This is a genomic window from Metabacillus mangrovi, from assembly GCF_009711125.1.
Classification (GTDB): domain Bacteria; phylum Bacillota; class Bacilli; order Bacillales; family Bacillaceae; genus Metabacillus_B; species Metabacillus_B mangrovi.
The window spans coordinates 30,031-44,013 of record NZ_WMIB01000024.1 but is presented as its reverse complement, the minus strand read 5'-3'; the positions used below and the strand labels follow the sequence as shown (position 1 = coordinate 44,013).

The window sequence follows — 13,983 nt, the reverse complement described above, 5'->3', positions numbered from 1 at the left end:
CCGCACCGCTTCACCGCACCAGGGGACAGAGGATGCATCGCGCAACCCCTTCTGCCCCAACGGTTTGCAGAGGTGGTGCCGGAGCTTTATTGCGGTAGAGAAAGTGGGGACAGGCACCGTGCCTGTCCCGCACCGCTTTACCGCACCAGGGGACAGAGGAAGGATCGTGCAATCCCTTCTGCCCCAACGGTTTGCAGAGGTGGTGCCGGAGCTTTAGTACGGTAGAGAAAGTGGGGACAGGCACCCGCTGCCCACCGCCCCCATCACCACCGCCCCCATCACCACCCCAAACCAGAAAAAAAATGAAACCACCGGCTTCCCCCATTCGTATGAAACAATACCGGGCCTATTCACCCTGTTGAATGATAAGGAACATTGTCGCTCAAAGTTGAATGCCTTGGAAATTCTGTGGTATCATTTTCTTGGAATGCTGTATGCGCTTCAAAGAGGCTGCATGTGCAAGAGTGTTAGGTTTTAGAGTATTTATTACTGGGAAGGAGTGTTGAAGAATGGCCATTTCCTTGCAAAAAGGGCAGAAAATTGATTTGACGAAAGGCAGAGCCGGTTTGTCGTCGCTGACAGTCGGGCTGGGCTGGGATCCTGTGAAGAAGAGCGGAGGGTTCTTTGGCTTTGGCGGAGGCAGCAGCAACATTGACTGTGATGCGTCAGTGCTGATGCTGAATGAGAGCGGCAAGCTTACAGATAAGAAGGATTTAGTGTATTTCGGAAACAAGACAAGCTCATGCGGAAGTGTGCAGCACTCCGGAGATAATCTCACCGGAGAGGGAGAAGGGGACGATGAGCAGGTTCGTGTGGATCTGAGCCGTATACCTTCACATATACATAGATTGGTATTTGTGGTAAACATTTATCAGGCTGTCCAGCGTAAGCAGGATTTCGGCATGATTCAGAATGCGTTTATCCGGGTAGTGGATAACTCCAGCAACAGCGAGCTTGTTCACTTTAACCTGACAGATAACTTTTCTGGCCTGATGGCTCTGATTCCGGGTGAGATCTACCGCCATAACGGTGAATGGAAGTTCAACGCGATCGGCGACGGAACAAAGGATACGTCCATCAGTGAAATTGCAAACCGCTACGTTTAATGATGCAGGTGTAAATTAATAGTTAAGCAGAATACCAAATTCCAATAAAGCGAGGTTATGAAAATGGCAATCAGTTTATCTAAAGGGCAAAAAGTTGATTTAACAAAATCCAATCCGGGTCTTACAAACATTGTGGTAGGTCTTGGCTGGGATGTAAACAAGTATGACGGCGGACAGGACTTTGACCTCGATTCCTCTGTATTCCTTTTAAATGCTGATGGAAAATGCGCTTCTGAGCAGGATTTCGTTTTCTACAACAATACAAAAGGTGCAAACGGAGCTGTTGAACATACAGGAGACAACCGTACAGGCGAAGGTGAAGGAGACGATGAGCAGGTAAAAGTGAACCTGACAGGCGTTCCTGAAAGCATTCAGAAGATTGCTTTCACGATCACGATTCATGATGCGGAAAACCGCAGCCAGAATTTTGGACAAGTCAGCAATTCTTATGTGCGTATTTTGAGCGAATCGAACGGGGAAGAGCTGATCCGTTACGATCTTGGAGAGGATTTCTCCATTGAGACAGCGGTTGTTGTTGGCGAGCTTTACCGTCACGGAGCTGAATGGAAGTTCAGCGCGATCGGAAGCGGATATCAGGGCGGACTGGCTTCTCTTGTCAGCGACTATGGCTTGAACGTCTAACCGGCGTTTGAAACGGGGTGACTGAATGCAGGCGGCCTGCCGATTTTATGGCTGATCACCAATGGGTGAAGCTTTAAAGGGCAGACTTCTGCAGGTCGCCCCTTTTTTAAACAAAAAATAAAGAAAAGAGGGACTGCTATGGCACTTTCATTGTCTAAAGGCCAGCGGATTGACTTGACGAAGACAAATCCCGGGCTGACAAAAGTGGTTGTCGGACTTGGCTGGGATACAAACCGCTACAGTGGAGGGCAGGATTTTGACCTGGATGCCTCGGCTTTTCTCGCAGATGCTACAGGCAAGGTTCAAAATGACAGTGAATTTATTTTTTACAATCAGCTGAAAAGTCCGAACGGCGCGGTAGAGCATACCGGAGATAACCGGACAGGAGAAGGGGACGGCGATGATGAGCAGATTCTCGTCGATTTTGCCAATATGCCCGCTCACATCGATAAAATCGGTATCGCCGTAACCATTCATGATGCGGATGCAAGACGGCAGAATTTTGGACAGGTTTCCAATGCGTTCGTCCGCATATTGGATGCGCAGACAGAAAAAGAAATTCTTCGCTATGATTTAGGTGAGGACTTCTCCATTGAGACTGCCGTGGTAGTATGCGAGTTGTACAAGCATGGGTCTGACTGGAAATTCAGTGCGATCGGAAGCGGTTTTTCCGGCGGGCTTGCCGCTTTGTGCCGGAACTATGGTCTTCAGGTATAGGAGGCAGCAAGTATTCTGCCTCTCTGTTTTTCTCAGATAGCAGACCATTAGATGAGGAGGGAAGCAATGAGACATTTTCACTATTTGCCAGCGGATGTGCTGGATGATCTTTTTTATCTAAAGCCCATTCCGTTTAGCCGGACCTCCTCCAGAGACCTGCTGGCTTTTGCATTGGGAGCCACTTTGTATATGCCGGGAACGAGAGACCAAATTTCTAATGATGTGCTATCTGGGAAATACCTCAAAGGGAAACATGAGGGTCTGACAAGCATGGCGATTTGCCTGGAGGATTCGATAGGGGACCATGAGGTGGAGCATGCGGAAGAAAATACGGTCAGGCAGCTTCAGACCATTAAAGCTGCGATTGAAAGCGGGGCTTTTCCTTCCGATCTTCTGCCAATTATTTTTATCAGAGTGAGAGAAGCAGAACAAATGACTAGAATGCTTGCGGCCCTTGGCTCTGCCAGAGAGCTGCTGTGCGGCTTCATTTTTCCGAAGTTCAGCCCTTCCAACGGCCATCATTTTTTTGAATCGCTGGTTGAAGGGAACAAAGCTTATTCGTTATCACTGTATGGCATGCCCATCCTTGAATCCTATGAGATCATCTATAAGGAACACCGAATGGAAACTCTTGTTTCCATTAAGGAAATTTTGGATTCCTACCATCCGCTTGTGCTGAATGTGAGGATTGGGGCAACAGACTTTTCCGGCTTATTCGGCATCCGCAGGAGCAGTGATACGACCATCTACGATATATCTGTGATCCGGGACTGTATTACAGACATTATCAACATGTTTGGCCGCAGCTCAAAGGAATATGTGATTTCGGGACCCGTCTGGGAATATTTTTCCGGGTCGAAACGCATTATGAAGCCGCAAATCAGGCAATCGCCTTTTCAGCAGGCATTCGGCAGAACCGGACTTGAAATCCGTACAGAAATGATCAACCGGTTTGAGGATGCGCTGATTCATGAGATTCTGATGGATAAGACAAACGGTCTTGTCGGAAAAACCGTGATTCATCCTTCCCATATCAAAGTCGTTCATTCCCTGAACGTTGTAACACACGAAGAGTACCTTGATGCGAAATCAATCCTCGATAGCCTGGAAGGGGCGGGCGGTGTCTTCAAAAGCGCTTATTCCAACAAGATGAACGAGGTCAAACCGCATACAAACTGGGCACGTAAAGTGCTTCTCAAATCTTCCATTTACGGGGTGCTGCATGAACAACAATCCTTCATTGACCTTCTCAACACCGAACACAGCGAACAAAGTCTCGCTGGAAATTTTAGATAAAATTAAAGTCGATATTGAAATCCGTGAGAATCCGTTTCAGTTGCCGCTGGAGAGTTTGTTTGAAATGGGCGCCCGGATCAATAAGAAGAGAAGCTTTCTTTTTGTCAGCAAAGTGCTCGGCAAGCATCTTGCTGTTTCACCAAAAGTGCCTCTGCTGGCTGGTGCTGCTCTTGCCGCGCAATATATGGAGCAGGTGCATGGAGCTGTGCACCCTGCCAAACAGGAGCTGAAGGAAGCAATTGTGGCAGGAGAAGCAGGTGAGCTTTTGCTTGAAGCCGTTCAGCAGCATTCGTTCACTTTGCCGGATCCGGCTGTTTTTATCGGCTTTGCTGAGACTGCTACTGCACTCGGTCACGCGATGTTTAACAGCTTCGGCAATGCCCGTTTTCTTCATACGACCAGAGAAGAGGTGGAGGAGCTCCGTTCAGCCATCAATTTTGAGGAAGAGCATTCCCATGCGACCTCGCACCGCTGCTACGCGGGTACGGAATTTTTTGATCATCCCTATCCAATCATTCTGGTAGATGATGAATCCACGACGGGCAAAACAGCCCTTAATATTATTGAATCCATTCAGGAAGTTTTTCCGAGGCGGGAGTACGCGATCGTGACGCTGCTTGATTGGCGGACGGATGAGCACCGGGAAGCGTTTCGGGAGGCTGAAAAAGTTCACGGAATCGTCATCCGGGAGATTTCTCTTCTTTCCGGTTCCATGAGAGCGGAAGGGGATTCCATCGAGGAAGTACCCGAAGCGGAGCCGAACCGATTGTCTGCGGGTGAGAGCCAAGTATTTGCTCATACCCTTGAGGCAGGAAGCGGCTATGAAACGGAGTGGTCTTCTAAAGGAGACCCATCAGCCGCCCCGCATTATCTTTCTGTTACAGGCAGATTCGGCATGGATAGTGCCATGCAGGAAAAAGCAGGTTCCTTTATAAGCCGTGCAGCGGCCGAACTCACTGGTAAAAGAAAAGGGAGCCGTACCCTTTGCCTCGGTACCGGAGAGTTCATGTACATACCAATGAGAATTGCTTCTGAAATGGGCGAAGGGATCCTTTATCACTCTACAACCAGGAGCCCGATTCACAGTGTCCGTAAAAAAGGATACCCCATCTCATCCAAGTTTTCCTATCCAAGCCCTGAACACCGGGATGTCCGGCATTTCTTCTACAATGTAGAGCCCGGAATGTATGATGAAGTGTTTGTCTTTATGGAAAGAGAAGCCCTGGAAGAGGACTTGCAGCCCATGCTTGCCCATTTAACATCCGCAGTTCCGATTGTACAGCTTGTCTACTTTTGCAGAAGGAAAGGTGATTCCCATGCCAGCTAAAACGATAAAGCCACCAGTGCCGATGGGGAGTTACTCCCCTAAGGATGTAACGTTCCTGTTAAAGGACATCAGCGAAGTCATGCCTGAGAGCTCCACCCAGGACAGGGAAGAAGCCGTTCAATCCGGAACGCATTACTCCGAGATGCTTCCGATTGAGTATCAGCCGTCCAAGGAATACATCAATCTTTTCCATCTGTCTTTGACTCAGTACAAAGAAAGACTTGCCATCGCAGCCGGAGTGGTCGCCGAGCAAATTTTGAAAGAGCGCGGCACAGGGGCGGTTCTTGTTTCGCTTGCAAGAGCGGGAACGCCGATTGGAATTCTGATCAAACGGTATATCCTGTTCAAATATCAAATTGATATTCCGCACTACAGTGTATCCATCATCCGCGGCCGGGGCATTGACGAGAATGCGATGAAATACATTTTTGAAAATCACCCGCCGGAAAATATTCAGTTTGTGGACGGCTGGACAGGCAAGGGAGCCATCAAAAAAGAGCTGAATGAAGCTGTTGCGCATCTGAATGAGAAGTACGGAACCAGCATCAGTGATTCGATGGCCGTGCTTGCCGACCCAGGTTACTGTGTGACCATCTTTGGAACGAGGGGGGATTTCCTGATTCCAAGTGCCTGCCTGAACTCTACCGTATCCGGACTTTTAAGCCGGACCGTATTGAACAGCGAATATATCGGCCCGGAGGATTACCATGGGGCGAAGTATTACCGGGAGCTTGCAGAAGAAGATCTGTCCAATTTCTTTATAGACACCATTGCCAATCAGTTTTCTCTCGTTGAGAAAGAAATTGAGCGGCATGCAGAAGAGATGCCTGCAGAAGAACCGACATGGAAGGGTATGGCCGACATTCAAAAGATTCAGCGTGATTATGGCATCGAAAATATCAACTTGATCAAGCCTGGTGTCGGTGAGACGACAAGAGTTCTGCTTCGCCGGGTCCCGTGGAAAATTCTTGTGAAGAGCGAAAACAATCCTGATTTGGGGCATATTCGCCTTCTTGCAAAGGAACGCAATGTCCCAGTTGAAATTTATCCGGATATGTCTTATTCCTGCTGCGGGCTGATCAAGCCTATGAAGGAGGAAAGCTGATGCTGTTTGCGAGTGACTTGGACCAAACGCTGATTTACTCAAGGAAATCCTTCAGAAGCGAACCGGCTGAGGAAGCAATCCGGCTGATCGAAACGCTGGAGGGAAGAGAAATATCCTTTATGACCAGGAAGGGCATCGACCTGCTGAAGCAGGCCGCAGAAGAGACTCTGTTTGTCCCGGTCACGACGAGGACCATTGAGCAGTTTAAGCGGGTCACCCTTTTCCCGGAGGAAATCCAAACGCCTTATGCAGTCACCAGCAACGGCGGCAATATTCTCCGCGATGGAAAACCGGACGAAGACTGGAACCGTTTCATTACCGGCGAGCTGAAAAACGGCCTGGCCCGTGAAGAAATGCTTGAAAAATTCCAGGAAATTGTCCATGAAGAGTGGGTATTGAAGCAGCGGACGGCAGATGAGTTGTTTAGCTACTGCATCATTGACCGGACGAAGGTGCCTGCAGAGCTTCAAGGCTTCACGGAATGGCTCGACAGCGCCGGCTGGACCCATTCCATGCAGGGAAGGAAGCTGTACTTTGTACCAAAGCCTGTCAGCAAATGGGCTGCGATCGAATATATACAGAAAACAGAAGGCGAAAGAACAGTAGCAGCTGCCGGCGACTCGCTTCTCGACCTGTGCCTGCTTGAAAACGCCGACTACGCTTTTGCTCCAAAGCATGGAGAACTGCAGGAGCAGGGCCGAAATTCAATCGAAACCATTTATAGAACGGAACAGGAAGGAATTCTTGCTTCAGAAGAAATATTGGCACAGGTTCTTGAAAAGGCCCGCCAGGAAGCAAACGTCGTTTCGTAAATAACAGGAAGGAGCAGATGAAGGGATGGAAAAAACAATTAGACCAATCAAAAACAGCACAGGTTACGAGGATTGGCTCAGTTTGTTCCGAACCCCTTTGTCGAATCGGAGCTCCTTCCTTGTTTCTGATTCGGAATATTCCTTTACACAGGCAGCTTTCCGGATACTTGGGATCCTGCCTGATCCTGATGAGTACCGGGAGCTGCTGTACAACCTGGTTCATGAAGATGGCGCGCAGCTCCTGAGCGGCCGGATTGATAAGTCCATTCAGCCTGAAATGTTTCAGGCCATCCAGCGGATTTTAATGATTAACACAGAAGAGAAGGGTCTTTCCGTTAACCGGATGATCGCTTTTATGGAAGGGGAAGGTCTTCTTCCAAAATCGAAGGAACGAAGCCTTTCCATCCATTACCGGAAATGCTGGGCTGCCCTGCTTGAACGGTATCAATCTGTCCATTCGGAAGGGTTCCTGGACCCTGATTTCAGAAGAGTATTTACCGATCTGGTAAAATGGAGCCATAACCATCTGAAAAACTGGACCGGCATAGAGTCAGGACGGCCTAAGCTAATCTGGTACGGAGATGCATCAAAAAGCGAAGCAAACTTTCTCTATTATTTGATTTTAACAGGTGCGGACGTGCTGATCTTTCATCCCGAAGGAACCGACATTCTTGCAGCCTTCGATCAAAAAGAGGAAAGGACAGCCGTGATTCGGCTTCCGTCTACAGGCAGTCTGCAGCCATTTCCGGAGCAAAAGCCAGTACGAAAAGGAACGGTTGCCTTCCGGGCATCCAGGGAGATTGAGCAGATGATCCATACGGAAGACTCACTTCTCTATAAACCATGGCAATTCCGCTCATACATCCCCAAATCCATCACCTTGAAGACAACCTATGATGAACTGTTTATTCTTTTAAGGGAAAAAGCACTGATCCGCCCCAATTTTGAAGTCTCGAACCAGTCTGTGCAAATTCCCGCCCTATTTGCCAAAGTTGCCGGTGTATCGAAAAACCGCAAGGAATATTGGGCGAGAGTCCAGCAGGTGACGGACCACGAACTGGCGTGGACGATCCGCTCCTTTCCGTTCACTAAACCGATCCCCGGGAACCATCATTTTCATTACCAGGCAGCGCTCGGTGAAGATGGGAAGCTTGACCCGGAGAAAATGATGGCGGGCAACTGGTGGTCCTATAAAAATCTTCCTACAGGCCTGCAGACCGGACTAGCAGCAGCCATCTCAAGATACTGTGCGTACCCCAAGCTTAAATCCCAGAAGCAGGAGGACAGCTACCAGACACAGCTATACCTGTTTAACCAGGCCTTCTATTTGCCTCCGGACGTCCTGAAACTAATCCAGAAATTCGATTATGCACAGGATATCCCGAAGATTGTCTTATATAACACGGAAAAAAACGGGCCGTTCAGCCGTTCAGATGCTGCGCTTTTGCTCTTGATGAACGAGTTCGGCATGGATATCACTGTGTTTAATCCAGCTGGACAGAATGATCTCGAGCATTACATTGAAGAAAGCAGCTTCGATGTTCACTGGCTGGAAGAGGTCAGTTTTGAAGAAGAATTCAAGGAATCTTCCCCGCTTAAAAAGATATTCAAAAAATGGTTTTGAAATGGAGGAAAGAAAAATGAATACAAATGAACTTCAAACCATGAACTTAGATAAAAAGGAAGAACTGCTCGAAAAGGGTACGAACGAAATCAAAGCCCAGCTCAGACGGGAGCCCGAAGTTCAAAGGCTCTCTCAAAACATTGATCATAAAAATCAGCTGGCCCTGCTCGAGTATGGAAAAGAGCCGGCAAATGAGATTTCCGCTTTTTCCGGAAGAATCCTGAACACGATCAAATCAAGCAGCATGGAAGAATCAAGCGCCCTGCTTAAGCACCTGGGCAAGATCATGGACCGCTTTGACAGCAAGGATTTCGCCGAGAAAAAAGGCCTGATCAATAAAATGTTCAACCGAGGCCAAAAGGTGATGGACAAGCTCTTCTCCAAATACCAGACGATGGGCTCTGAAATTGACAAAGTATATGTGGAAATCACAAAATACGAAAACGAAATGAAGGGCTCCACCCAGACGCTTGAGCAGCTGTATGACCAGAATTTCCAGTACTACACAGAGCTTGAGAAGTATATTGTTGCCGGAGAAATGAAAGTCGAAGAGCTGAAAAACAGGCTCCCGGAACTTGAAGGCAGTGCAGCGAGCGGAAATCAGCTTGCGGCAATGGAACTGGATACACTGAAAAACGGGATTGAGCTGATGGAGCAGCGAGTGTATGACCTTGAAATGGCAAAACAGGTTGCCTACCAGGCAGCACCGCAAATCCGCCTGCTTCAGCGGGGGAACACAAAGCTGATCGCCAAAATCAATTCAGCCTTCGTTACAACGATTCCGATCTTCAAAACCGGCTTGATCAATGCGATCGCTGCCAAAAGGCAAAACCTTGTCGCGCAGTCGATGAGCGAACTTGACCGCCGCACAAATGAAATGCTTCTGAAAAATGCCCAGAATATCTCCAAGCAGAGCACTGATATTGCGAGAATGTCCGGCAGCCCGAGCATCAAGATCGAAACGATGGAAGAGACATGGAGCATCATTATGAAGGGGATGCAGGAAACGAAAGCCATCGAGGATGAAAACAAGCGGATGAGAGAAGAAGGAAAAGTCCGGATCGAACAGCTTCAGGAAAATTTCAAGCGTCTGGAACAGCAGCGCTGATACGGGAGGATATCCATTTATGAGCATCAGCCTGATGAAGAAAAACGTTCAAATTGTTCTCGAAAAGAAGAAGCTTACCGGTGTTACAGCGAGGGTCGGTCTCGTACTCGATATATCCGGATCCATGAGGAAGCTTTACAAAAACGGAACCGTCCAAAAGGTCGTAGAACGGATTCTTGCCGTTGCCAGCCAGTTTGATGATGATGGAATGCTGGACGTTTGGGTTTATGACAATGAGTTTGCCCGTCTGAAGCCGGTAACTGAGCGCGATTTCACAGGATACGTCGAAAACGTCATCCTTTCTGACTCGCTGATTCATAAATTTGGCCGTAACGATGAACCACCAGTAATGGAAGACGTCATCCGGAAATATACAAAAGAAGACATCAGCCGTGATCCCGCATTCATCGTTTTCATCAATGACGGAGGCTGCAAGAAAACAATTAAAAAGCCAGTCGTCGAATCATCCAATCAGCCCATCTTCTGGCAGTTTGTCGGAATCGGCGACAGCAATTTTGAAACACTCGAAAACCTCGACTCCATGGAAGGGCGCTTTATCGACAACGCCAACTTCTTTCATATTCAAGACCCGGAGACCATTTCAGACGACCAGCTCTACCATCAGCTGCTCAATGAATTTCCCTCCTGGCTTGAAGAGGCGAAGGGCAAGGGGATTTTATAAGAGTAAAAAACGCTTGAGATGATCAAGCGTTTTTTTATAGTAATCGGAGGGGAAAATCGTGAACACACTTCATCACGGCTTCTGGACCTACATGCTCTTCCGCAAGAAAAAGCAGATGGTAAAATTCTTTGTAATCGGAAGCATGGCTCCGGACTTTGTCTACTTCATTATGTTTTTTTATTTGCTTCTGAAAAACCTTCTTATGAACTGGTTCGGATTGGAGAAAGCTGCATTTTCACTCAGGGGGGCTGTACATGGATTGTTCGATGAGCCAGTCACAATTGTCCTCAGACAGGGAGGACACTCTCTGTTCATTTGGACTGTTGCATTTATCATCATAGCGATTGGATCTCGAACACTATGGGTAAATGGCTGGCTTGCGTTCTGCTATGGCTGGCTTGGCCATATCCTGATTGACCTTCTTACACACGTCCAGGACGCTGTCCCTGTTTTTTACCCGGTGAGCGATCTTATTTTCAGAGGGCCGGTTTCCTATTATGATCGTGACTTCTTCGGACGGGAATTCAGTATGATCAACAGCGTACTGATCGCTGCTGCCATTTTGTATTTGCTCATCGAAAAGATCCGGACAAAACGGCGCCTCAAAAAGAGTTCATATACCGCCGGTCAATAACGTTTTTCAGCTTCCACGCACTACTGCCATGATAATGAAGCCCGCCGTATGTAAGGAACCCTTCGCGGTCTCCTGTAGACAGGATAGCGAGATACCGTTTCTGCGGCTCAAAGGGCAAAAGCGCTTCGCCATGGACAGACCGGATCAGGTTTTTCCATAAGATCTCGGACTGGCGGACCGCGTACACTCCGTTTTTCGGGAGCTTCGGATAAGAGGAAATCGCAGCACAATCCCCAGCAGCAAAAATGGAATCGCTATAGGACAACCGGTCGTCTACACTCAGAAAACCATGTTCATCCGTCCCCATGCCGGATTCTTTAAATAGAGCAGGGGCTTCAGGGCCGGTCAGCCATAGCAAACCGGAAAAAGGAATCGTTTCACCACCGGCCTCCAAAGCCTCACTGCTTGTCAGAGAGGCTTTTTTATTTGCGATGACCTGCACACCCTTTGCAGAGCAGATTTTTTGAAGGTGGTTTGTGTGAGATGAAGATAATAGCGGCCCCCCGCTGATCAATGTCACAGGTGCCTTCATGCCTTTTTTCCTCCGGTAAGCTGCAGCTGCTAACGCGAGCTCCACTCCGGCAGCCCCGCCGCCTGCAATCACAGGGGCCTGACCTTCCCGGAAGCAGCGGATGGAATCCGGGAAGGAATGATTCGGCTTGATTGGCAGGATGGAAGATCCGGCTTTCTGGCTGGAGCCTACATCAATGGAAAGCAAATCAAATGAATACCGGTTCCCGGCATCTGTGTACACGGCTTTTTCCTCAGCGGAAATCACCGTCACCTGCTCCTTTAAAAAAGTAAAGCGGTGCCGGCCGGCTAAAGCCTGCAGATCAATGCGGATGTCCTCTTCCTGATAAAGCCCTTCAGTAAATCCCGAAAACATGCCGGAATAATACTGGTAGCGCGAAGGAGAAATCATGATAATCCGAGCTTCAGATAAGTTGTTCAAAATCCCTTTGGAGATGCCGGCGAGATGGGCATGCCCTCCTCCGGCAAGAATAATCGTTTTCATGTAAGTAACCCCTCTGTTCCATACTGTCTTCATTTTCGCTGAATAGAAAGACAACAGCAAGAAAGAAGGGTTCGGTGCGCGTCATTTTGTTTAACACACAAAGATTGGTGATAGTTATAAGTAAAAACAGAGTGAAGAGGTGGCCGCATGTTCAGCCTGATAAAAAGGAATTTCAGCAAGCCAAAAGGCATAATCGGAGTCATGACAGGGAAAATCATGGCTCAGGAAAACAAAGTGATCAACAAATGGACCATTTCAAGACTCGGAATCAGACGCGGCGACAAGGTGCTGGAAGTCGGATATGGACCCGGCTACGCCCTTGAGTACATCCTCGACCACTATCCGGTCGTAAGAGCCGATGGACTGGATATCTCAGAAACGATGAAGGAACTTGCCTCTAAAAGATTGAGAGACTCAATAGATGCCGGGAAGACCGAACTCATGACAGCAGATATCGGAGAAGCAAATTTGCCGGATCACGCCTACCATAAAATTTTATCCGTCAATAACTATACCATCTGGGACGAACCCCGTAATGGCCTATCCCGGTTATTTGATGCCCTCATCCCGGGGGGTACCATCGCCATCACCATGCAGCCGAGGGAAGAAAACGCAAGCCCGAACAAAACGAAGATGTTCGGCAAGCAAATCTATGACGACATGCGCGCCTGCGGCTTTGAGCGGATCTCCATGAAATTCAAACGGGTAAAGCCGGAGATGACCGTTTGTGTGACAGCGCGGAAACCGCGGGGGAAATGAACATCGGCTGGCAGCGGGGTCTGTTGGATCAGAACGGGGCTAAAGTGGGATCAATTTGGAGAGAGTCAGATCTGAGTAAACTGGGGTCTGTCCCTCACTCTGCTAAAGGACTAAAGCTCCGGCACCATCTCTGTAAACCGTTGGGGGAGAGGGGGTTCAGCCTGGCTGCCTCCGTCCCCCGCTGCTTTAAAGGATGTGGGGACTGGCACCGTGCCAGTCCCCACTTTCTCTGCCGTACTAAAGCTCCGGCACCAACTCTGCAAACCGTTGGGCCGCAAGGGGTCAGCAGCTCCGGTCTCTGTCCCCTGCTGCTTTAAAGGAGAGCGGGACAGACCCCGCCACCCATCATTCCAGCGAACCATCTGTCTGACTTTTTTAAATCTGGCCGAGTGGAAAGGCAGATCAAGATCCAGTCCCGTCCTCTGTTAAAGGACTAAAAATCTTTTAAAAAAAGGAAACCCTGGTTTCCTTTTACTTATACTTTAACCTGCTGAGTTTTTAAAACTGATGGAAAATGAAAGGGTTTTACCGTGCCTTCATGGATTTTATAGACTTCTTCACACAATGTCTCAATGTCAGTACGATGATGGGAAGTGATCAATACCGTTGCCCCTCTGTTTTTCTCCTGCTTAATAACTTCATAAATCATGATGACAGATTGTTCGTCTAGACCATTCATTGGTTCATCTAGAAGGATCAGCTCAGGTTTTTCCATGATGGCTTGAGCAATGGAAAGTTTTTGCTTCATTCCTAAAGAATAGGTTTTTACTGGACGCTTATCTTCTGGGTCAAGGCCAACTCTGCGAATAGACCGTTTAATTTGCTCAGAATCGATCTTTCCTTGGATATCTGAAAGGAATTTTAAATTATCGAAAGCATTATACTGATCTAGAAATCCTGGTTTTTCAAAAATAACACCAATGCTCTCAGGGAAAGATAGATCTTTATGCAGTTCCTTTCCAAAAATCCTTACGTTTCCACTGGATGGTTTAATCAACCCCGCAATAGCTCTAAACAGCATTGATTTTCCAGATCCATTGGAGCCAACAAACCCGCAGATCTTCCCTTTATCAATTGTCAAAGAGATATCATTTAATAGTCTTTTTCCTTTGATTTTCTTTGAAACGTTTATTAATTCAATTTTAGACATTGTTGA

14 protein-coding genes are annotated in these 13,983 nt (G+C 48.0%); 12 read left to right on the top strand and 2 right to left on the bottom strand.

Annotated elements, in window-relative coordinates; translation table 11 throughout:
• Positions 1-509 precede the first annotated feature (509 nt).
• The 11 genes from GKZ89_RS17535 to GKZ89_RS17485 all read left to right on the top strand — a co-directional run bounded on the left by GKZ89_RS17535 (position 510) and on the right by GKZ89_RS17485 (position 11,053).
• Positions 510-1,106 carry a TerD family protein gene (locus GKZ89_RS17535; protein WP_155113698.1) on the top strand — a complete coding sequence of 199 codons (597 nt, stop codon included), beginning with the start codon at positions 510-512 and terminating at the stop codon, positions 1,104-1,106.
• Between the two features lie 63 nt (positions 1,107-1,169).
• A complete protein-coding gene (locus GKZ89_RS17530) occupies positions 1,170-1,748 on the top strand; it encodes a TerD family protein (protein ID WP_155113697.1) in 579 nt (192 codons plus the stop codon).
• Positions 1,749-1,886: 138 nt separating this feature from the next.
• Entirely contained in the window at positions 1,887-2,465 is a 579-nt protein-coding gene (locus GKZ89_RS17525) for a TerD family protein (RefSeq protein ID WP_155113696.1), read from the top strand.
• Between the two features lie 66 nt (positions 2,466-2,531).
• Positions 2,532-3,761: an HpcH/HpaI aldolase/citrate lyase family protein gene (locus tag GKZ89_RS17520; RefSeq protein ID WP_155113695.1), complete on the top strand. Its 1,230-nt coding sequence runs from the start codon at positions 2,532-2,534 to the stop codon at positions 3,759-3,761.
• Positions 3,688-5,088 carry a phosphoribosyltransferase family protein gene (locus GKZ89_RS17515; protein ID WP_241680310.1) on the top strand — a complete coding sequence of 467 codons (1,401 nt, stop codon included), beginning with the start codon at positions 3,688-3,690 and terminating at the stop codon, positions 5,086-5,088. The genes GKZ89_RS17520 and GKZ89_RS17515 overlap by 74 nt, the downstream gene beginning before the upstream one ends.
• Positions 5,078-6,193 carry a cysteine protease StiP family protein gene (locus tag GKZ89_RS17510; protein ID WP_155113694.1) on the top strand — a complete coding sequence of 372 codons (1,116 nt, stop codon included), beginning with the start codon at positions 5,078-5,080 and terminating at the stop codon, positions 6,191-6,193. Before GKZ89_RS17515 ends, GKZ89_RS17510 begins: the two co-directional genes overlap by 11 nt.
• Entirely contained in the window at positions 6,193-7,005 is an 813-nt protein-coding gene (locus GKZ89_RS17505) for an HAD family hydrolase (protein ID WP_155113693.1), read from the top strand. Before GKZ89_RS17510 ends, GKZ89_RS17505 begins: the two co-directional genes overlap by 1 nt.
• Positions 7,006-7,030: 25 nt before the next feature.
• Positions 7,031-8,629 carry a YceG family protein gene (locus GKZ89_RS17500; protein WP_155113692.1) on the top strand — a complete coding sequence of 533 codons (1,599 nt, stop codon included), beginning with the start codon at positions 7,031-7,033 and terminating at the stop codon, positions 8,627-8,629.
• A 16-nt stretch (positions 8,630-8,645) separates the two neighbouring features.
• On the top strand, positions 8,646-9,737 hold the full coding sequence (locus GKZ89_RS17495; protein ID WP_155113691.1) for a toxic anion resistance protein: 1,092 nt from the start codon (positions 8,646-8,648) through the stop codon (positions 9,735-9,737).
• Positions 9,738-9,756: 19 nt separating this feature from the next.
• Positions 9,757-10,419 (top strand): vWA domain-containing protein, encoded by a 663-nt coding sequence (locus GKZ89_RS17490; RefSeq protein WP_241680309.1) that lies wholly within the window; start codon positions 9,757-9,759, stop codon positions 10,417-10,419.
• 58 nt (positions 10,420-10,477) lie between these two features.
• Complete coding sequence (locus GKZ89_RS17485) at positions 10,478-11,053, top strand: metal-dependent hydrolase (RefSeq protein WP_155113690.1); 576 nt, start codon at positions 10,478-10,480, stop codon at positions 11,051-11,053.
• Here the strand turns inward: GKZ89_RS17485 and GKZ89_RS17480 are convergent.
• Complete coding sequence (locus tag GKZ89_RS17480; RefSeq protein ID WP_162357047.1) at positions 11,022-12,068, bottom strand: FAD-dependent oxidoreductase; 1,047 nt, start codon at positions 12,066-12,068, stop codon at positions 11,022-11,024. The two genes, GKZ89_RS17485 and GKZ89_RS17480, sit on opposite strands and share 32 nt — an antisense overlap.
• Positions 12,069-12,215: 147 nt before the next feature.
• On the opposite strand from GKZ89_RS17480, the gene GKZ89_RS17475 reads away from it, so the two are divergent.
• Positions 12,216-12,827, top strand: a complete 612-nt coding sequence (locus GKZ89_RS17475) for a class I SAM-dependent methyltransferase (RefSeq protein WP_155113688.1) — start codon at positions 12,216-12,218, stop codon at positions 12,825-12,827.
• Positions 12,828-13,302: 475 nt separating this feature from the next.
• Here the strand turns inward: GKZ89_RS17475 and GKZ89_RS17470 are convergent, their stop codons facing one another.
• Complete coding sequence (locus tag GKZ89_RS17470) at positions 13,303-13,977, bottom strand: ABC transporter ATP-binding protein (protein ID WP_155113687.1); 675 nt, start codon at positions 13,975-13,977, stop codon at positions 13,303-13,305.
• Between the last annotated feature and the right edge of the window lie 6 nt (positions 13,978-13,983).

Coding starts and splice junctions, on each gene's coding strand:
- GKZ89_RS17535 (WP_155113698.1), top strand. CDS start 510: ATGGCCATTTCCTTGCAAAAAGGGCAGAAAATTGATTTGACGAAAGGC.
- GKZ89_RS17530 (WP_155113697.1), top strand. CDS start 1,170: ATGGCAATCAGTTTATCTAAAGGGCAAAAAGTTGATTTAACAAAATCC.
- GKZ89_RS17525 (WP_155113696.1), top strand. CDS start 1,887: ATGGCACTTTCATTGTCTAAAGGCCAGCGGATTGACTTGACGAAGACA.
- GKZ89_RS17520 (WP_155113695.1), top strand. CDS start 2,532: ATGAGACATTTTCACTATTTGCCAGCGGATGTGCTGGATGATCTTTTT.
- GKZ89_RS17515 (WP_241680310.1), top strand. CDS start 3,688: ATGAACAACAATCCTTCATTGACCTTCTCAACACCGAACACAGCGAAC.
- GKZ89_RS17510 (WP_155113694.1), top strand. CDS start 5,078: ATGCCAGCTAAAACGATAAAGCCACCAGTGCCGATGGGGAGTTACTCC.
- GKZ89_RS17505 (WP_155113693.1), top strand. CDS start 6,193: ATGCTGTTTGCGAGTGACTTGGACCAAACGCTGATTTACTCAAGGAAA.
- GKZ89_RS17500 (WP_155113692.1), top strand. CDS start 7,031: ATGGAAAAAACAATTAGACCAATCAAAAACAGCACAGGTTACGAGGAT.
- GKZ89_RS17495 (WP_155113691.1), top strand. CDS start 8,646: ATGAATACAAATGAACTTCAAACCATGAACTTAGATAAAAAGGAAGAA.
- GKZ89_RS17490 (WP_241680309.1), top strand. CDS start 9,757: ATGAGCATCAGCCTGATGAAGAAAAACGTTCAAATTGTTCTCGAAAAG.
- GKZ89_RS17480 (WP_162357047.1), bottom strand. CDS start 12,068: ATGAAAACGATTATTCTTGCCGGAGGAGGGCATGCCCATCTCGCCGGC.
- GKZ89_RS17475 (WP_155113688.1), top strand. CDS start 12,216: ATGTTCAGCCTGATAAAAAGGAATTTCAGCAAGCCAAAAGGCATAATC.
- GKZ89_RS17470 (WP_155113687.1), bottom strand. CDS start 13,977: ATGTCTAAAATTGAATTAATAAACGTTTCAAAGAAAATCAAAGGAAAA.